The following is a 19,748-nucleotide window of genomic DNA, read 5'->3' as shown; positions in this document are numbered from 1 at the left end:
CGCCTCGCGAAAGGCGCCCCCCTTGTCAATCCAAGTCGCGCTTCATCATGTCACGCATTACAAATATGATCGTCCCGTCGGCCTCGGGCCGCAGATCGTCCGGTTGAGGCCCGCGCCGCATTGCCGGACGCGCGTCACGGGCTATTCGCTGAAGATCCTCCCCGCCGAGCATTTCATAAACTGGCAGCAGGACCCGCACGGCAATTGGCAGGCGCGGCTCGTATTTCCCGAGAAGGCGCGGGAGTTCAAGATCGAGGTCGATCTTCTCGCGGAGATGGCCGTCTTCAATCCATTCGACTTTTTCGTCGAGCCTTACGCGGAAGAGTTTCCTTTCATCTACAAGGCGGAGCTGGCGACGGAGCTTGCCGCCTATCTCGAAATCGAGCCCGCCGGCGCGGCGCTCGACGACTATGTGCGAAAGATTTCGCGCGAGAAGCGGCGCGCGATCGACTTCCTCGTCGATCTCAACGCGCAACTGCAAAAGGACATACGCTACGTTATCCGCATGGAGCCCGGCGTGCAGGCGCCGGACGAGACGCTGACGCTGCGCTCCGGCTCCTGCCGCGACTCGGCCTGGCTGCTCGTTCAAATCCTGCGCCGCCTCGGCTTCGCGTCGCGCTTCGTCTCCGGCTATCTCATCCAGCTCAAGGAGGATCTCGATCCCATCGAGGGCCCGATGGGCGCGGATCACGACTTCACCGATCTCCACGCCTGGACGGAGGTCTATATTCCCGGCGCGGGCTGGGTCGGGCTCGACGCGACCTCCGGCCTCTTCTGCGGCGAGGGCCATCTGCCGCTTTGCGGCGCGCCGCATTACCGCTCCTGCGCGCCCGTATCGGGCCTCGTCGAGCCCGCCGAATGCGATTTCAATTTCGAGATGCGCGTCGACCGCATTCGCGAGGCGCCGCGCATCACGGCGCCCTTCTCCGACGAAGCCTGGCGCCGGCTCGACACGCTGGGCGAAGCGGTCGACGCCGATCTAAGGGCGCAGGACGTGCGCCTCACAATGGGCGGCGAGCCGACTTTCGTGTCGATCGACGATTTCGAGTCGCCCGAATGGAACACCGCCGCCGTCGGCCCGACGAAACGCGCGCGTTCCGACGATCTGATCCGGCGCCTGCGCAATCGCTTTGGACCCGGCGGCTTCCTGCATTACGGGCAGGGCAAATGGTATCCCGGCGAAAGCCTGCCGCGCTGGGCCTTCGCCCTCTATTGGCGCAAGGACGGCCAGCCGATCTGGAAGAATCCGAATCTCGTCTCGGGCATGGCGCCCGATCCGGGCGTGGCCAACGCCGTCAATGCCGGGCGCTTCTGCTGCGAGCTCGCCGAGACGCTGGGCTTGAGCCGGGACTATGTCGTTCCGGCTTATGAGGACCCCGCGCATTGGATGGTCAAGGAAGGCCAGCTTCCGATCAATGTCGATCCGCTCGATCCAAAGATCGAGGACGCCGAAGAGCGCGCGCGCATGGTGCGCGTCTTCGAGCGCGGGCTCTCGACTCCGACCGGCTACGTTCTGCCCATCCAGCGCTGGAACGCCCGCGCCGAGCAGCGCTGGCTGTCCGAGCGCTGGCCGCTGCGGCGCGGGCGCCTCTTCCTCGCGCCGGGCGACTCGCCGGTTGGCCTGCGCCTGCCGCTCAATGCGCTGCCCTGGGCGCCGGCGTCGTCCTATCCCTACATCCAAAATCAGGACCCGTTCGAGGATCGCGGACAGCTGCCCGATCCTTCTCATCTCCAGCAGATCTACAGCGCGTATCGCGCGACCCGCCAGGAACAGATGGGCCAATCCATCGTCGAGGGCGTGGTGCGCACGGCGCTCGCCGTCGAGCCGCGCGACGGCGTGCTCTGCGTCTTCATGCCGCCCGTGCCGCGACTGGAGGATTATCTCGAATTGCTCGTCGCCGTGGAGACGACGGCGGCGGAGCTCGGCTTGCCGCTGCATATCGAGGGCTATCCGCCGCCCGTCGATCCGCGGCTCGACGTCGTGAAGGTGACGCCCGATCCTGGAGTCGTCGAAGTGAATATTCACCCGGCTGCGTCGTGGCGCGAAGCGGTGGACAATACGACGACGCTTTACGAGGAGGCGCGGCTCGCGCGTCTCACCGCCAGCAAGTTCATGACCGACGGCCGCTGCGTCGGCTCGGGCGGCGGCAATCACGTCGTTCTCGGCGGCGTGACGCCGCCGGACTCGCCCTTCCTGCGGCGGCCCGATCTGCTCAAGAGCCTGGTGCTCTATTGGCAGCGGCATCCGTCCCTTTCCTATCTCTTCTCGGGCCTCTTCATCGGCCCGACGAGTCAGAGCCCGCGCATCGACGAGGCGCGGCACGACGCGCTTTACGAGCTCGAGATCGCATTGGCGAACACGCCAGGGCCCGCCGAGTGGGGCTATCCGATCTGGCTCGTCGACCGCCTCTATCGGAATCTGCTCGTCGACGTTTCCGGCAATACGCACCGCTCGGAAATCTGCATCGACAAGCTCTATTCGCCGGATGGTCCGACCGGCCGTCTCGGCCTCGTCGAGTTCCGCGCCTTCGAGATGCCGCCGGACGCCCGCATGAGCCTCGCGCAGCAGCTCCTGTTGCGCGCGCTGGTCGCCTGGTTCTGGCGCGAGCCGCAGGAAGGCAATTGCGTGCGCTGGGGAACGGCGCTGCACGACAAGTTCATGCTGCCGCATTTCGTCTGGGCGGATTTCCTCGGCGTGCTGGACGATCTGAAATGCGCCGGCTACGCCTTCGAACCGGAATGGTTTCAGGCGCAATATGAGTTTCGCTTTCCGCTGGCGGGCCGCGTCGAGCATGGCGGCGTGACGCTTGAAATTCGCCACGCGCTGGAGCCCTGGCATGTGATGGGCGAGGAGGGCGCCATCGGCGGCACGGTGCGCTATGTGGACTCGTCGATCGAACGTCTCGAAGTGAAAGCGAAGCATTTCGTGCCGAACCGCCACGTCGTCGCCTGCAACGGCCGCCGCGTGCCGCTCGCCTCGACCGGCGTCGTGGGGGAGGCGGTGGCGGGCGTGCGCTTCAAGGCGTGGCAGCCGGCCTCCGGCATGCATCCGACGATCCCCTCCCACACGCCGCTCACCTTCGACATCGTCGATAGCTGGAGCAACCGCTCGCTGGGGGGCTGCGTCTATCACAGCGCGCATCCGGGCGGGCGCAATTACGACACCTTTCCGGTCAATTTTCACGAGGCCGAATCCCGGCGCCTCTCGCGCTTCGAGGATCATGGCCACACGCCCGGCCGCGTCGAGCCGCCGCGCGAGGAACAGGCGGGCGAGTTCCCGCTGACGCTGGACTTGCGGAGGCGATTTGGCCGTTGAGCTCGAAGCTGACGCGGCAGGCGACGCGACCCTTGGCGCGGAGGCTCGGAGGCTCGCGGCCTGGATCGCGGATTACCGGCCGATGCCAGGCGTTCCGGACGAGCTGATCGGCCCCGACGGGCTCCCGCGCGCCCATTGGTCGACGCTTCTCGACACGCTGGCGGGGCTCGGACGGGAGGGCGTGAAAAGCCGCTTCGCCGCCGCCGAGCGCCGCATCAACGATATGGGCGTCACCTATCGCGTGCATGGCGAGACGCGCGAACGGCCCTGGCCCTTGAGCCGCCTGCCGCTCCTGCTCACGGAAAGCGAATGGCGGGACATCGCCGCCGGAATCGCGCAGCGCGCGGAGCTTCTCGACCGCATCCTGCAGGACGTCTATGGCGAGGGCCGGCTTGTCGCCGAGGGCGCGCTGCCCGCGGCGGCGGTCGCGGGCTCCCCGGAGTTCATCCGGCCGATGCGCGGCGTCAAGCCTGTCGGCGGTCGCTGGCTGCGCTTCTACGCGGTCGATATCGGGCGCGGCCCGGACGGCAAATGGTGGGTGCTGGGCGACCGCGCCCAGGCCCCCTCGGGCGCGGGCTACGCCATCGAAAACCGCCTCATTCTCGCGCGCGCCTTTCCGAGCCTCTTTCGCGAGATGAAGGTGCGCCGGCTCGCCGGCTTCTTTCGCGATTTCCGCGCCGGACTCGCGGCGGCGGCGCCGCGCGGCGATCCCCGCATCTGCCTCATGACGCCGGGCGGCTGGAGCGAGACCTATACGGAGCAGATCTATCTCGCCCGCTATCTCGGCTTTCTGCTGGTGGAAGGCGAAGACCTCGCGACGAGCGAGGGCAAGCTGCATGTGCGCACGGTCGCGGGCCTCAAGCGCGCCGACGTCGTCTGGCGGCGCGTCGACGCCGACTGGCTCGATCCGCTGGAGGCCAATGCGGCCTCGCGGCTCGGCGTGCCGGGCTTGTTCGACGCCATCCGGCAGGGTTCCGTCGCGATGGCGAACATGCCGGGGGCGGGGCTCGTCGAGTCCCGCGCGCTGATGAGCTTCCTGCCGGCTCTCGCGCAGCGGCTGCTCGGCGAGAGCCTGCGGCTGCCGAATGTCGCGACCTGGTGGTGCGGGCAGGAGGCGGAGCGCGACGAGATCCTGCGCGCCTTCGACAGCCGCGCCATCGCCGGCGCCTTCGGCGACTGCGCCGAGGGCCTTGAGGGCGGCCGCGCGGCCATCGGCGCCGAGCTCGACGCCGCGCAGCGCGCGCGCCTCGTCCGCGCGATGGAGACGCGCGGCATGGATTATGTGGGGCAGGAGGTCGTGAAGCTCTCGACGACGCCGGCCTGGGACGGCGGCGCGTTGACGCCGCGTCCGTTCTCGCTGCGCATCTTCGCCGCCGCGACGCAAGACGGCTGGAAGATCATGCCCGGCGGCTTCTGCCGGGTTTCCGACCGGCGCGACGCGCGCGCGGTCTCCATGGGCGCCGGCGCGCAATCGGCGGACGTATGGGTGATCGGCGAGGACGCGGCCGAGCACGCGGCGACGCTGCTGCCGCAAAAGAACGACGCGCCCGTGGTGCGCGTGTCCGGCAATCTGCCGAGCCGGGCCGCCGACAATCTCTTCTGGATGGGCCGCTATCTCGAACGCGCCGAGGCGACGCTGCGCGTCGTCCGCTGCCTCTGCAACCGCATGACCGAGACGCCGGGCAACGCCATACAGGGCCGTCAGCCCATTGAGCGTTGCGAGCGCCTGCTCTTCGCCTGGGGGGCCGCGGCGCCCTTCGCGGCGCCTCATTCCGGCGCCGTGATCGCGCTGACCGCCGCGAGCAACGCGGATTTCTACGGCTCCGCGCGCGCCATTGCCGGGCAGGCCAAGCGCGCGGCCTCCATTGTGCGCGAGCGCCTGTCGCAGGATATGTGGCAGTTGCTGGTGCGCCTCGAGATCAGGCTCGATCGCGTGGCCGGCGGCGCGCCTCTGGAGCCGGAGATTCTGGAGATGGCCGAGCGCGCGCTGCATACGCTCGCCGCGCTCTCCGGCCTCATGGACGAGAATTTCAACCGCGTCTCCGGCTGGGCCTTCATCGATCTCGGCAAGCGCATCGAGCGCGCGATCAACGCCTGCGGCTTCGCGCGGCAATTCGCCGATTCCGATCCGACGATGGAGACGCTCGACGCGCTGCTCGAACTCGTCGACTCGCAGATCACCTATCGCTCGCGCTATCTCGCGGGGCCCGCATTGGCGCCGACGCTCGACATCACGATTCTCGATCCGTTCAATCCGCGCTCGATCGCCTTTCAAACGAGGCGGATCGACGAGCATCTCGCCGCGCTTCCCGCGCTCGCCGACGACGGCATGATGGAGCCGCAACGCCGGCTGGCCGTCTCGCTGCGCGCCGATCTCGAAGCGGAAGACGCGCGGCGGATCGACGGTCCCTGGATGCTTTTCGTCGAACAGCGGCTCATGGCGCTCGCCAACGCCATTTCCGAGCGGTATTTTTCTCATTCCAGCGACCTTGCGCCGGCCGACAAGCGATCGAAGCTCGCGTGATCTACGACATCAACCACGTCACGACATACAGTTACGAAGCCAGCGTCGCCGCCACCCGTTGCGCGATACGGCTCACGCCGCGCAACGGCAAGGGGCAGCGCGTGCTGAGAAGCCGCGTCGACGCGGCGCCATTTCCCGAATCGATGCGGGAGAGCGTGGACTTCTTCGGCAACCGGATCGTCGAGGCCACGATCCGGGAGGCGCATGCGCGATTGCGCATCACGGTCGCCGCCCGCGTCGAGGTCGAGCGCGAGGAGCCGCCGGCGGGGTGTCTCACGCCGGCCTGGGAGACGATTTCGCGCGAGGCTTGCGCGGTCAGGACGCTCGGGCGCGACTCGCCCGTCCACTGGCTCTTTCCGAGTCGCCAGGCGCCGCTGCATCCGCCGGCCGCCGACTATGCGCGCGAGAGCTTTCCGCCCGGCCGGCCGGTTCTCGAAGGCGCCGAGGAGCTCATGCGCCGCATCAAGGCGGATTTCGCCTATGATCCGGATGCGACCCATGTCGCGACGCCGCTCGCCGACGCTTTCGCGGCGCGGGGCGGGGTTTGTCAGGATTTCGCGCATATCATGATCGCCGGGCTGCGCGGCCTCGCGCTGCCGGCGGCTTATGTCAGCGGCTATATCCGCACCGTTCCCGCGCCCGGCCAGCCGCGGCTGGAGGGCGCCGACGCGTCCCATGCCTGGGTGGCCGTCTGGGCCGGCGAGCCCTTCGGCTGGATCCATCTCGATCCGACCAACGCCATGCACGCCGACGATAACCATATCGTCGTCGCCATCGGCCGCGACTATGCGGACGTCTCGCCGATCGACGGCGTGTTCGTCGGCGCCGGCCGCCAGGCGCTGGGCGTCTCCGTCGACATCCGGGCCGTGGGGGGCGCTCAATGAACCTTCATGCGCCGGTGGAGAGCGAGAGCGCTCAGAAGAGCCTTCTTGAGCTCTCGGCCCTGGCGCTCCTCGTCGGCGGCGTCGCGGGGGCCGTCGGCGCGTTGTTCCGGATGGCGTTGCAGGCGGCGGATCGGTTCCGCGACCTCGTCGTCGCCTGGGCGCAGGGCGGGGCGTTGCTCGGCTTCCTCTGCGTGGTCGCGCTCTGCGCGCTTGCGGCCTTTGTCGCCGCCTGGATGGTGCGCCGCTTCTCGCCGCACGCCTCGGGCAGCGGCATTCCGCATGTCGAGGCGGTGCTGCGGGGCGAGGCGCCGCCGGCCCCTTTCATTCTGCTCCCCGTCAAATTCCTCGGCGGCTGCCTCGCCATCGGCGCCGGGCTCGCGCTCGGGCGCGAGGGGCCGAGCGTGCAGATGGGCGCCGTCATCGGCCATTTGACCGGCGACGCTTTCCGGCGAAACCGGGCCGACTGCCGCGCGCTGCTCGCCGCCGGGGCGGGGGCGGGCCTCGCCACCGCCTTCAACGCGCCCATGGCCGGCGCGGTCTTCGTGCTCGAGGAGCTCGTCCAGAAATTCGAGCAGCGCGTCGCCATCGCGGCGCTCGCCGCTTCCTCGACGGCTATCGCCGTCGCGCATCTGCTACTGGGGGATTCGCCCGATTTCCCGCTGCCGCCCCTGGATTACCCGGCGCCCGGCATCGGCCCGCTTTTCTTCATTCTAGGCGCCGTCATGGGGATATTCGGCGTCGTCTACAACCGCTTTCTGCTCGCGACTCTTTCGGCTTTCGAGCGCTCGCGCCTGCCGGGGGAGGCCAAGGCCGCGCTGACCGGCGCCGCCGTGGGCGCGCTGGCCTGGTTCGCGCCGCGTCTCGCCGGCGGGGGCGACGGATTGACGCTCGCCGCGCTCGCGGGTTGGCAGGACCTGTTCATCCTGCCTTTCGTCCTGCTTTTGAGATTCGGCCTTGGCGCCGCTTCCTATGCCGCCGGGACGCCGGGCGGTCTCTTCGCGCCGCTGCTGGCGCTGGGCGCGCAGGCGGGCCTGTTTCTGGGCGCCGTCTTCGGCCTTCTGCTGCCGGGGGCGGATATCCAGCCGCAGGCCTTCGCCGTCGTCGGCATGACGGCCTTCTTCACCGCGGTGGTGCGGGCTCCGCTGACCGGAATCGTGCTGGTCACCGAGATGACGGGCGGCGTGACCATGCTGTTGCCCATGCTCGCCGCCTGTTTCGCGGCGATGCTGGCGCCGACGCTGATCGGCGACGCCCCGATCTACGAGTCGCTGCGCGACCGCCTGCTGCGCCCTTCGAGAAATTAAGCGGCGGCTTCGCAGCAATTATATGAATAGAAAGTGAATTCTGGCGTCAGGCGCGGTTCAATCCGCCCATGCGATCCTGCCCCGGCTTGGGGTAAGGAAGCATGGAGCAGCAAAGATGAAAAACATTCTTTTCGCTATGGCTCTTATCGTCGCCGGCGCCGCTTTCGCTCAGCCGAGCTTCGCCGCCCCCGAAGAGCCCGCCCCCGCGGCCTCGGAGCCCGCCAAGGCAAAGCCCGCGAAACACAAATCCCAGCGTCACATCCAGAAACATGAGCGCCACTCGTCAACGACGAAGGCGCACAAGGCCGGGTAGCAGCTTTCTAACTTAAAGGAGACGCCGGGGGCGGTCCCCCGGCGTCTTGGTTCGGCGCCGTCAGCGCGGCTCCTCGACGATGTCGACGACTCGCCGGCTGTCCGGATCCACCAGGACCACCTGATCGTTGAGCACGAAATAGTCGAAGCGCTCGACATCCGGCGCCTCGGCCGCGATCTGGCGGGGAACCGGCTCGATATCGACGAACTCCGGGACGCGGTCGCCCACGCGGACGCAAACCTGCCGCATGCTCGTGCGCGCCTCCCGCATCACGCCTCGATAAAGGGCGCGCTCTTCCCGGCTGTCGAGCCTGACGCGCGGCGCATAGCCATAGGCTTCCCCGCGCGAGCCGCGCTCGCGGCCATAGCTTTCGTCGCGCCGGGCGGAGCCGTAGCGGCCGCCTTCGCGCCGGTCATATCGGCCCTCGCGCCGCTCATAGCCGCCGCCGCGCTCCTCATAGCCATAGACGGCCCCCGGCGCGCCTTCGCCGATCATCGTGACCACCTGGCGGGAGCCGGGGTCGATAATGGCGATCTGATCCTCGACCCGCACAAAGTTGTAGCCGCGATATTGCGGCAGGATGGACACGATTTCCTCGGGAAGGGGATAGAACTGCACGGTCGGCGGCAGGACGGCTCCGATGCGCGCATTGAAGTCGCCGCGCGGGATGCTGCGCACGCCGCGCCGCTCGATGATGTCGCGCACGCGGCTCTGTTCGCGCTCGCTCAGCCGCACCGCGCCGCGCTCCTGGCCATTGCGGCCGGCTCGCGGCTGCTCGCGATCCGCGCGGCCGGCCGCGTCGCGATCCTCGCGCGGCGTCGTCGTCTCGGCCCCGCGCGTCCTGTCCGCCTCGGGGGATCGGCCGAAGACGTCGCCGGAGCGTTCCGAGCGGCCGGCTTCGCCCTGGCGGCGCTCCCGATCCGACCGGGCCGTCCCGGTCCGCTCATCGGTCGGCGCTTCCGCGCCTCCGGTCTTCTCCCGCTTGTCGGGCTCCTTCGCTCCACGGGTCGTCGCGTCCGGCCGGTCGCCGGATTTCTGGCGGGCGCCCTTGGCCCCGGGACCAGATTCGCGATTCTCGTCCGCGGCGCCCTGCTTGCGGCGGCGATCCTCGTCCTTCATCTCCTTCGCGCCTCGGCGGCCGGCCTTCTCCTGGTCGGAGAGGCCCTGGCGCTCCGTTTCCCGGGCGCCCTGCGCCTCGGCGCGGTTGCGATTCTGTTCCTGCGTCCGTTCGGACCGCCGCTCCTGCGCGTCCTTCTCGGCGGCGCCCTGCTCGCCGGGCTTGACTTGCGGGGTCGCCGGTTCGGTCTGCCCGGGCCTGCCCGCCTCGCCTCCCGCCTGGTCTCGTCCGGCGGGTTGCGCATTGCCGTGGGAAATGCAGAGCGACAGTGTCGCAACTGCCGCAGAGAGAAGAAGCCTGGCTCGCATTGCGGCCTCCATTTGAAGCGAGCGCGGGTCTTCGTCTTGGCCGCGCCTGCTGGGGTCGGTAATGCCCTGCAACGCGCAAGAACACGTATTGTTCTTTTAGAATTTGCCCGTGACGACGACTCGTCGTAGTGTATGGCGGCTGTCGCGTGCAGGCAGCCAGTCAGGCGCCTTGGAGCGTGGATAATTGGCTCCGGCGCGGGATTGGGCTTGACAAAAACCAAGCCCTCCGCTGTACTGCCGCACGCGTAAAGCAGAAAAAACGGCGCTTTAAGGGCGCATTCTGAGGGAGGTAAAGATGGGTTGGCTCGTCCCCGCTGCCATGCTGGCTATGGTTGTTATCGCCGCTGTGACCATCACGCGCCTCTGATCGGCACGATCAGCGTGTGAATCGGCCCTTTAGCGGTCCGGTTTAAAGACCGTCAGCACGAAAGCGCTGGCGGTCTTTTTGTTTTGGTTTCGCGCGATCGCCGCGGATAAGCTTTGGAGGGAAGCAATGAGGGCGGCGACGCGGCCCAGGATTGCTTCGAAGCTCAGGGTCCTCGCAAAGACGGCTTACTTCAACCGATAAACCCACCAGCCCTTGAGCTGATAGACGAGTTCGAACTTCTCCAGCTCCGCCGGGTTCGACGTCGAGAAAGGCAGGAGCTTCGCGATCAGCGCGTCGCCGTCCCGCTTGCGCGTGAAGTAATGCAGCCGCATGGCGCCGCCGATCGGCTCCGCCGCGAAGCCGCCCTCGATCTTCTGTTCGCGCATCCACTGCGTCGCCGATTTGATGACGCCATGCGACACGCCCGACGATGGAAAATCCTTGTAGCCGATCGAGAGGCGCTCGGGCCGCGCCGCGGCGGCTTTCCAGACGTCGGAAATATGCACGGCGACATAGGCTGGCTTGCCGGCGGCGAGTCTCGCAAGCGCCTCGGCGCCTTGCTTCTCGTCCGAGACCAGCGCATCGATGAACTGGCCGAAGCTTTCGTGAGACGGCGCCTGCGCGCCCGCGCCCCAGCGTGCGCGCTCCGCTTCAGCCGCTTCCGTCCAGGCCGCGGGAATGAGCAGTCCGGCCGCATGGCTGTCGTCGAGAGGCGCGTCGCGCTTCGCCGCGACGCGAATGGCGCGCGACAGGTCCCACCAGGCGAGGATGACGGCGTCCTCCGCGACATGATCGCGAATGGCCGTGAGCACTTTCGTCATGTCGGCTGCGGAGACGTCCGAGAACAAAATCGATTCCGTCACCTCGTTGCGCCAGACGAGCGGCGCGAGGCGCGCGCCATCTTTGGCGACGAGGCCCGTCGCGACCGGACGGCGCTCTTCGGGGCTCTTGATCTCGATGCGCCGCAGAACGTCCGGCGGGAGGCCGAGGCCGGCGATTTCCTTCGCGTCGTCAGGGCGCGCGGCCGCGATCGTCAGCGTATAATGCGATACGGGCGTCAGCGCCGAATAGGCGGCCCAGCCGAGCAGCGCGAAGCCCGCGGCGATCAGAGCGGCGCCCATTATCCTTCTCATCTTGTCGTCATCCGTCATTGCGAGCGAAGCAATGCAGCGAGCCATGGCGGCTCTGGATTGCTTCGTCGCCTTCGCTCCTCGCAATGACGCGGGGGCGAGAGCATTGTCCTTCTCATCTTGCCGCCATCCGTCCTTGCGAGCGGAGCGAAGCAATCCAGCGGGCCGTGGCGGCTCTGGCTTGCTTCGTCGCTTCGCTCCTCGCAATGACGCGGGGGCGAGAGCATGTCCTTCTCATCTTGCCGTCATCCGTCATTGCGAGCGGAGCGAAGCAATCCGGCGGGCCGTGGCGGCTCTGGCTTGCTTCGTCGCTTCGCTCCTCGCAATGACGCGAAAGCGAGACTCTTACCCCTTCTTCTTGTCCCGGCGCATCAGCATCACGCCGCCGGCGAGCAATGCGAGCAAGCCGAGGCCCGCCGCGACGCCGCGGCGCATGGGCGAGTCGAGCTCGAGATCGCCGCGCTTCTCGCCGGAGATGCGCTTCAGCTCGGCGCGGATCTCGGCCGCTTCGCGCAGCTTCGTGTCCTCGTCATTGATCCTCGCCGCGGCGCCGATCAATTGCGACCAGCCTTCCGAATAGGTGTAGCCGCCGGGGTTCATATGCGCGAGCGCCTTATAGTGCTTGATCTGATGGTGCTCCCACATGTCCGCGAAGACATATTCGATCATGCTCGGATTATTGCCCTTCTGCCAGAAGAGCTGGAAGAAGCCGCCGGCCTCGTCCTTCTCGGGCGCGGGCGGGGCGGGGCGGTTCGTCTTCTGGCCCGGCAGCAGCTTGTCGTTGAAGAGCTTCACGAGCACGCTGCGCGACTTCTCGGTGATATCGAGGCCCGAGACGACGCCCTTGTCCATGTCGTCGAGATAAGCCCGCGCGAAGCTGTCGGAGTGACAGTTCGAGCAGGTCGAAACCCACGACTCCTTGCGCGCCGTGAACCAGGGATGGTTCAGGTTCTCCGCGATCTTGGGCATGGGCACGAAGGCCCAGCGCGCCTTGCGCACCATGTTGTGCGTGAACTTGCCCTCATATTCCATATGGCAGAAGGCGCAGGTCGGGGCCTTCATATTGCCCTTCTCGAGCGCGTCGGCGAGGCGGACGTTCCAGTCCCACTGATCGCCGCGCGCCTGATAGACCGTGCCGTGCTTCGAGAGCATGTAGCCTTCGAACTCATTGTGGTCGACGCCGTTGTGGCATTGCGCGCAGGCCTGCGGCTTGCGGGCTTCCACGGCCGAAAATTCGTGGCGCGTATGGCAGGAGTTACAAGTCGTCTGCGGCGTGTGGCAGAAGGTGCAGCCTTCCGCGACCTCGCGCTGCTCCATCGCCGCCCAGATCGCGTTCTCGACATTCGCCTTGTAGGAGAGGGCGTGCGAGGGATGGCCCGGCTTCCACTGCTCCTGCGGCCAAGTGAAGGTGTCGCGCTCCGACTCGCGCTCGGCGAATTGCTGAACGTGGCACTGGCCGCAGGCCGCGGCGTCGGGCATTTTAAGCTCGGCCTTGTGTTGCCCGTGCTGCTGGCCCACGCCCATATGGCAGTCGATGCAACCGACTTCCTTGAGGCTCTCGCCGGCCTTGAGCTTGCCCATGGATTGGAGGTTGGCTTCGACCTCCTTGATCATGACCTTCTTATAGGCGCGGGAGTCCGAGTCGGGCAGCTTGCGGATTTCGTCTAAATTGCCATGGACGCTCTTCTGCCAGCTATGCGTCCAGCCCGGCGTCGTCTGCTGATGGCACTCCACGCATTGCTGGCGGGTCGCATCCACGTCGATCGTCTGCGGCGGCTTATAGAAAGTGTGAGGATTGAGATATTTCGAGATCGGGATCGGCTCCCAATATTTGGAGAGCGATCCCTTTCCGGCGCCCTGGGCCTCGTCGTGGTAGCGCTTCTCGAGCGCGTCATAGAGTTCCTTTGGCGTGGCCGTCTTGGTGAGGCCCAGCGCCTTATAGGTTTCGTCCGGCGTCTCCGCCCGCGCGGGCGCGAGCGCCAAAAAGGCTGCGCCGACCAGCGCTAAAAGGCCGACGCCCAAGCGTCGGCGAAGGATCGCCCCAAATTTCAACATTTTTCCCTCGGCGCGGAAGATTCCCCCTGTGGCGGCATTTTCGATAGCGGAGCATTCAATGGAAAGGACCACAGCTTTGGGCGCAAATGGCGCCAGCCCTGCTTTCCTCCCCATGCGCCGCTCGCCGCCGCCTCTCCGCACGATAGATGAGAATCGACATCGGATCACGGCCGGACGAACGATCTTGAATGCGGCGGCGCCGAAAGGAATGCGGATTTACGCCGTCGGCGACATCCATGGACGCGCCGATCTTCTGGCGCGGCTCGCGCGGCTTGTCGCCGCCGATCTCCGCCGGGGCGATTGCGACAAGGCGCTGACGGTCTTCCTCGGCGACTATGTCGATCGCGGACGCGACTCGCGCGGCGTGATCGAGCGTTTGGCGCGCCGCGATTTTCCGACGCCGATCGTCGCGCTGCGCGGCAATCACGAAGACGCGACGCTGCGCTATCTCGACGATCCGGCGATGCTCGATCAGTTCGCCGCGCTCGGCGGATTGACGACGCTCGCCTCCTATGGCGTCGATCCGGGCGAGGAGATGCTGCGCGGCGGCGCGGCGGCGGTTCACGCGGCCTTTCTCGCGCGCCTTCCGCCGGATCATCGGCGGTTTCTGGAAGAGACCGCCTTTTCAGCCGAATATGGCGATTATTTCTTCTGCCACGCCGGCGTGCGGCCGCAGGTTCCGCTGGATCTCCAGGACCCCCAGGACCTGATGTGGATCCGCTATGAGTTCCTGAACTACCGCGGCGCTTTCGGCAAGGTGATCGTGCACGGCCATACGCCGCATGCGCATGTGGAGAATCTGGAGAACCGCATCAATCTCGACACCCGCGCCTTCAAGAGCGGCGTGCTGACGGCCGTCGCGTTGGAGGGGAAAGAGCGGCGATTCATCGATACGCGCGAAGGCGTTACTCCCTATGAAACGGGAGACGGTTAGGGCGATTTGGAAAATGAATTTTTACCCGACGCCCAGCTCGAAGGCGTTTTCCAGATGCCGGGGCAACCGCCCGGGCGCGATGAAAATGGCGTCCGCGCGCAAAGTGCAATTCATCGCCCAGGGATGCGTCGCGACCCAGCGATTGGCGGCGTGGGAGACTCGGCGCTGCTTTTGCGGGGTGATGGCGATGGCCGCCTCCTCAATGTCGCCGCGCGCCTTTACCTCGATGAAGAGAACCGTCCGTCCGCGCCGCGCGACGATGTCGATCTCGCCGCCCTTTATGCGATAGTTCCGGTCGAGGATCGTATAAAGGCGGGCGCGCAGCCACAGCGTCGCGACGGTCTCGGCTTGGAGGCCGTAGGCGCGCGCGGCGCGGCGAATGTCGTCAGATTCGCGCATGCCTCTAGCTTAGCCGCTATTGCGAGCGAAGCGAAGCAGAGCGGCTGGCGCGGCTCTGGATTGCTTCGCTGCGCTCGCAATGACGGTGGAAGGCTGGCGAGGGCCGGGGGGCGAGCCCAACGCCCCGCCCGCCGTCATTGCGAGGAGCGAAGCGACGAAGCAATCCAGAGCCGCGACGGCCGCCTCCGGCGTGCTTCGTCGCTTTGCTCCTCGCGGCGTCCTATTTCCCTCGCTCCGCCGCCAATTGCAGCGCTCGCGCATAAACCTGTCGGCGGGGCTGGCCGGTCGCGGCCGACACCATGCTCGCCGCGTCCTTCACCGAATAGGCGCCGAGCGCCTCCGCGAGGCGGGCGTCGAGGTCGGCCTCCGCGACTTCCGCCGCGCCTGCTTCCGGCGGCGCGACGAGCAGCACGATCTCGCCTCGCGGCGGCTCCTCGGCCGCCAGCGCCTCCGAGAGCTGGTCGAGCCGCCCGCGCCGCACGGACTCGTATATCTTGGTCAATTCCCGCGCGATCGCCGCCTTGCGCGGGCCCAGCACGACGGCGCAGTCGGCGACGGTCTCCGCGAGCCGCCGGGGGCTCTCGAAGAACACCAGCGTGCCCGGCGCCTGCGCCAATTCGGCGAGCCGCGCGCGGCGCGGGCCGCTCTTATGGGGCAGGAAGCCCTCGAAGAAGAAGCGGTCGGTCGGCAGGCCCGCGACGACCAGCGCCGCCAGCACGGCGGAAGGGCCGGGGACGGAAGTGACGCGCAGCCCCTTTTCCAGCGCCTCCTGCACCAGCTTGAAGCCAGGGTCGGAGACGAGCGGCGTGCCGGCGTCCGAAACCAGCGCCAGCGCCGCGCCTGATTCGAGCCGCGCCAGCAGATGCGGCCGAATGACCTTGGCGTTGTGCTCGTGATAGGCGACGAGCGGGGTCGAGATCCCGTAATGGGCCAGGAGATTTTTCGTGACGCGCGTATCCTCGGCGATCACCGCGTCGGCGGCGGCAAGCGTCGAGAGGGCGCGGAAGGAAATGTCTTTCAGATTGCCGATGGGGGTAGCGACAACATGCAGCCCAGGTTCGATTTTCTCCGCCTCGGCGCGCAGGCCGAAAGCAGTGTAGCCCGCGGCGGGGGCAGGGGCGTCGTCGCTGGCCATAGAAGGAGCCTCCAGGGTCCGTTCGGTTTGTCGATCAATTGTTCGGAATATGGAACGATCTGGCCCGTCTCGGCAAGGCCTCATTTTATGCCCATTCTCTCATCTATTGACTTTCGGTTGGGGAGGCGGACCCTATGCGCGGAAAAAAGGCGCGGGTCGTCCGTCGCGGGGGGTTCTATGAGGATGGATTTTTCTGCGGGCTTTCGCGGCGCCCTCGGGCGCAATCGCGCGCTCGGCCTCTTCGCGGGCGTGGCCGCGCTCGCGCTCGCGGCCTGTAATCCGGGTTCCGGCCCCGGCATTCCCGGCGTCAGGGATCTCCGCATCGGCGCGCCCGCGACCCCGGCCGGGCAGGTCGCCGTGGCCGACGCCGGCGAGACGATCGGCGAAGGCGCGGTGAAGGTGGCGCTCATCGTGCCGCTCACCGGCCCCAACGGCCCGTCGGCGGTCGGCGCCTCGCTGCGCAACGCCGCCAGGCTTGCTTACGCCGACAGCGGCTCGAGCGACGTCACCATTCTCGTCAAGGACGACAAATCCTCGCCCGCCGGAGCCGCCGCCGCGACCCAGGCCGCCATCAACGAGGGCGCGGAGATCATCCTCGGCCCCGTCTTCGCGACCGACGTGAAGGAGGCGGGCCGCGTCGCGCGCTCCGCCGGCAAGCCGGTCATCGCCTTCTCGACCGACGCCTCGGCGGCGGGCCATGGGCAGTATCTCCTGTCCTTCCTGGTCGAGGGCCATGTCGATCGCGGGCTGAACTTCGCGGCGCAGAAAGGCAAGAGGTCCGTCGCCGTTCTCGCGCCGGAAAACGACTATGGCACCCTGGCGCTGGGGCAGTTCCAGCAGAGCGCGGCCAATTACGGGCTGCGCGTGCCGCTGATCGAGCGCTACAAGCCCGGCGCTTCCGCCGAGTCGGTCCAGCGCCTCGCCGCCGCGCGCGACCAGTTCGACGCGATCTTCATTCCCGAGCAGGCGGACGCCATGCCCGCCGTTTCGAAGGAGCTCGTGGCGGCGGGCCTCGACTCCAAGAAGGTGCAGATCATCGGCACCGGCCTGTGGAACGACGCGCGCACGCTGAACCTGCCGGCGCTGCAGGGCGCTTGGTTCACGGCGCCCGAGAACGCCGGCTTCAACGCTTTCGCGACGCGCTACAAGACCAAGTTCGGCGCGGATCCGGCGCGCATCGCGACGCTCGCCTATGACGCCGTGTCGCTCGCCATCGCGCTGTCGCGCTCGCAGGGCTCGCAGCGTTATTCGGAGAACGTGCTGACCAATCCGTCGGGCTTCAACGGCGCCGACGGCGTCTTCCGTTTCAAGCCCGACGGCACCAATGAGCGCGGCCTCTCGGTGCTGGAAATCGGAGGCGGCGCGGCGCGGATCATCTCGCCAGCGCCGAGGACCTTCACGGGGAACGGAGCCTGATTTCCTTCTCCCCGCTGGCGGGGAGAGGGCCAGGGTGAGGGGCGAGGCCGCGCGTCCGGCGCAGCCGCCATTTGCGCGAGCGCCCGACGTCGAAGATTCTTGAAGCTGCTTCGCCCCTCACCCCAGCCCTCTCCCCGCTGGCGGGGAGAGGGGGCGATTTGGCGTCATGCCGTCCCCGCTTCGCCCGCCACCTTCCCGAAATCCGCCACGCCCGTCATCACCCGGCGCAGCTCCGCGAGCAGGCGCAGGCGGTTGAGGCGCAGATCGGCGTTTTCCGCATTAACCGTCACCTTGTCGAAGAATTCGTCCACCGGCTCGCGCAGCTTGGAGAGGGCGCGCATGGCGCCGGCGAAATCTTCCTTTTCCAGCTTCTCCGCCGTTTCCTCCCGCGCGCGGGCGATGGCGGCGGCGAGCTTATGCTCCTCATGCTCGATGCGCAGATTGGCCGCATGGCGATGGGAATAGGCCTTCGCCCCGTCCTTCTTTTCCTCGGCCTTCAAAATGTTCACGGCGCGCTTGAAGCCGGCGAGCAGGTTCCTGCCGTCGTCCGTGGCCAGGAATTTAACGAGCGCCTCGACTTTCTTCGTGATCATGAGCAGGTCGTCCTGTAGCGGGGAGCTTCCTTCTCCCGCTTGCGGGAGAAGGCGGCCCTGCGACGCAGGGTCGGATGAGGGCCTCTCACCCGGCTCGCGGTCGGAGGCCAGCTCTTCCTTCGTCAGAGGAACAGCGCCGAGCGCCGCATCGATAAGATCGTAGCGGGTGCCCTTGTCGCGCAAGTAGACCTTCAGGCGGTCGATGAAAAATTCGAGGAGATCGAGCGCGCTCGTTCCGGCCATTTCGCCGTCGAGCTTCTTCACCGACTTCGAATGGAACGCGAGAGCGTTGTAATGACGATCAAATTCCGGGACGAGCCGCAGCCGCAGCTCGTTCTCCAATATGATCCTGATGACGCCCAGCGCGGCGCGGCGCAGCGCATAAGGGTCCTTGCTCCCCGTCGGCTTCTCGTCGATCGCCCAGAAGCCGACAAGCGTATCCAGCTTATCCGCTAGCGCGACGGCGATGGAGACCGGGTCCTTCGGCGCGTAATCGCCCTGGCCCTGCGGCTTGTAATGCTCGTAGCAGGCGTTGGCGACCGACGCGTCCTCGCCCTGCGCGGCGGCGTAATAGCTGCCCATCAGCCCCTGCAATTCGGGGAATTCGCCGACCATCTCGGTCACGAGATCGGCCTTGCACAAAGTCGCGGCGCGCGCGGCCTTCTCGGGATCGGCGCCGATGATCGGCGCAAGCTCCCGCGCCAGCGCCGCGATGCGCTTCACGCGCGCGCCCTGCGTGCCGAGCTTCTCGTGGAAGACGATCTGGTCGAGCTTCGGCAGTCGGTCTTCCAGCTTCGCCTTGAGGTCCGTCTCGTAGAAGAATTTCGCGTCCGACAGGCGGGCGGCGATGACGCGCTCATTGCCGGCGACGACCGTCTTGCCGCCGTCCGACGCCTCGATATTGGAGACGAGAATGAAGCGGTTGGCGAGGTGGCTCCCTCTCCCCGTTTGCGGGGAGAGGGTTGGGGTGAGGGGCGAGGGGGTTGGCGACGAAGCCGGGCCAAGCCCGGGCCCCTCATCCGTCCCCGCTGACGCGGGGCCACCTTCTCCCCGCGCGCGGGGAGAAGGGTCGCGCAGCACGAAGCATTTCTGGTTCACGCGGATCGTCGCGCGAATGACCTCGGGCGGGATGGAAAGGAATCTTTCGTCAAAGGAGCCCATCAGCGTCACGGGCCATTCGACCAGGCCGGCGACTTCCTCGAGAAGGCCCGCATCCTCGACGAGTTCCAGCCCCTGCGCGAAGGCGAGGTCCTTGGCGTCATGCAGGATGATGTCGCGCCGGCGCTCCGGGTCGATGACGACCTTCGCGCGTTCCAGGGACAAGGCGTAGTCTTCGAAGCGCTTCACGCGCATTTCGAAAGGCGCGAGGAAGCGATGGCCGCGCGTGACGTCGCCGGACGCAATGCCGTCCACCTCGAAATTCACGATCTCGGGCGTCTCGGTTTCCGGTCCGAACGTCGCGACAATGGAATGGAGCGGACGCACCCAGCGCAGCGAATCCGTTCGCTCCGAGGCCGCGCCCCAGCGCATGGATTTCGGCCAGGGGAAGGATTTGACGATCCCCGGCAGAATGTCGGCCAGGACGGCGATCGTCTCGGCGCCCGGCCGCTCGATGACGGCGAGGTAGAATTCCGCGCCCTTCTTGTCCTTCTCGATCTTCGCGCCTTCGAGCGAGGCGAGGCCGGCGCTCTTCAGAAATCCGGCGACCGCCGCTTCCGGCGCGCCGACGCGCGGGCCTTTCCGCTCCTCGCGCACGTCCGGCTGGCGGCCGGGCAGTCCCACGACCTGAAGCGCGAGGCGGCGCGGCGTGGCGTAGGCGGCCGCGCCCTCATAGGTCAGGCCGCGCTCGACGAGAGCGTTGCCGACGAGCTTTTTCAGGTCGTCGGCGGCTTGCCGCTGCATGCGCGCGGGAATTTCTTCGGAGAAGAGTTCGAGGAGAAGATCGGGCATCTA

General features: G+C 67.3%; 12 protein-coding genes. 6 read left to right on the top strand and 6 right to left on the bottom strand.

The features are described from left to right. Positions 1–22: 22 nt before the first annotated feature. The 4 genes from ACV7JP_RS17920 (at position 23) to clcA (ending at position 8,028) form a co-directional block, all read left to right on the top strand. Complete coding sequence (locus ACV7JP_RS17920) at positions 23–3,316, top strand: transglutaminase family protein (RefSeq protein WP_457797005.1); 3,294 nt, start codon at positions 23–25, stop codon at positions 3,314–3,316. Positions 3,317–3,398: 82 nt separating this feature from the next. After that, on the top strand, positions 3,399–5,840 hold the full coding sequence (locus ACV7JP_RS17915; protein WP_457797004.1) for a circularly permuted type 2 ATP-grasp protein: 2,442 nt from the start codon (positions 3,399–3,401) through the stop codon (positions 5,838–5,840). Continuing rightward, complete coding sequence (locus ACV7JP_RS17910) at positions 5,837–6,724, top strand: transglutaminase family protein (RefSeq protein WP_457797003.1); 888 nt, start codon at positions 5,837–5,839, stop codon at positions 6,722–6,724. Before ACV7JP_RS17915 ends, ACV7JP_RS17910 begins: the two co-directional genes overlap by 4 nt. Continuing rightward, positions 6,721–8,028, top strand: a complete 1,308-nt coding sequence (clcA, locus tag ACV7JP_RS17905) for a H(+)/Cl(-) exchange transporter ClcA (RefSeq protein WP_457797002.1) — start codon at positions 6,721–6,723, stop codon at positions 8,026–8,028. Before ACV7JP_RS17910 ends, clcA begins: the two co-directional genes overlap by 4 nt. Positions 8,029–8,401: 373 nt before the next feature. Here clcA and ACV7JP_RS17900 read toward each other — a convergent pair whose 3' ends face one another. From ACV7JP_RS17900 to ACV7JP_RS17890, 3 genes are all read right to left on the bottom strand, one after another. Beyond that, complete coding sequence (locus ACV7JP_RS17900) at positions 8,402–9,766, bottom strand: DUF1236 domain-containing protein (protein ID WP_457797001.1); 1,365 nt, start codon at positions 9,764–9,766, stop codon at positions 8,402–8,404. Positions 9,767–10,318: 552 nt separating this feature from the next. Then, positions 10,319–11,254 carry a hydroxylamine oxidation protein HaoB gene (haoB, locus tag ACV7JP_RS17895; protein ID WP_457797000.1) on the bottom strand — a complete coding sequence of 312 codons (936 nt, stop codon included), beginning with the start codon at positions 11,252–11,254 and terminating at the stop codon, positions 10,319–10,321. Between the two features lie 354 nt (positions 11,255–11,608). Further along, positions 11,609–13,246 carry a multiheme c-type cytochrome gene (locus ACV7JP_RS17890; RefSeq protein WP_457796999.1) on the bottom strand — a complete coding sequence of 546 codons (1,638 nt, stop codon included), beginning with the start codon at positions 13,244–13,246 and terminating at the stop codon, positions 11,609–11,611. Between the two features lie 280 nt (positions 13,247–13,526). Here ACV7JP_RS17890 and ACV7JP_RS17885 point away from each other — a divergent pair, with 280 nt between their 5' ends. Beyond that, positions 13,527–14,252, top strand: coding sequence for a metallophosphoesterase family protein (locus ACV7JP_RS17885; RefSeq protein WP_457796998.1), 726 nt, complete (start codon positions 13,527–13,529; stop codon positions 14,250–14,252). Between the two features lie 21 nt (positions 14,253–14,273). On the opposite strand, the gene ACV7JP_RS17880 is transcribed toward ACV7JP_RS17885, so the two are convergent. Together ACV7JP_RS17880 and rsmI are read right to left on the bottom strand one after the other, a co-directional pair. Further along, positions 14,274–14,651: a YraN family protein gene (locus ACV7JP_RS17880; protein WP_457796997.1), complete on the bottom strand. Its 378-nt coding sequence runs from the start codon at positions 14,649–14,651 to the stop codon at positions 14,274–14,276. A 220-nt stretch (positions 14,652–14,871) separates the two neighbouring features. Further along, positions 14,872–15,786, bottom strand: a complete 915-nt coding sequence (gene rsmI, locus ACV7JP_RS17875; protein WP_457796996.1) for a 16S rRNA (cytidine(1402)-2'-O)-methyltransferase — start codon at positions 15,784–15,786, stop codon at positions 14,872–14,874. A gap of 183 nt (positions 15,787–15,969) precedes the next feature. On the opposite strand from rsmI, the gene ACV7JP_RS17870 reads away from it, so the two are divergent. Beyond that, entirely contained in the window at positions 15,970–17,202 is a 1,233-nt protein-coding gene (locus tag ACV7JP_RS17870) for a penicillin-binding protein activator (RefSeq protein WP_457796995.1), read from the top strand. Between the two features lie 164 nt (positions 17,203–17,366). Here the strand turns inward: ACV7JP_RS17870 and glyS are convergent, their stop codons facing one another. Further along, complete coding sequence (gene glyS / locus ACV7JP_RS17865; RefSeq protein ID WP_457796994.1) at positions 17,367–19,745, bottom strand: glycine--tRNA ligase subunit beta; 2,379 nt, start codon at positions 19,743–19,745, stop codon at positions 17,367–17,369. Positions 19,746–19,748: the final 3 nt, after the last annotated feature.

This window comes from Methylocystis sp. S23 (assembly GCF_054106005.1).
Note: the sequence above shows the minus strand (reverse complement) of the source record. Positions and strands in the feature narration are given on the sequence as shown.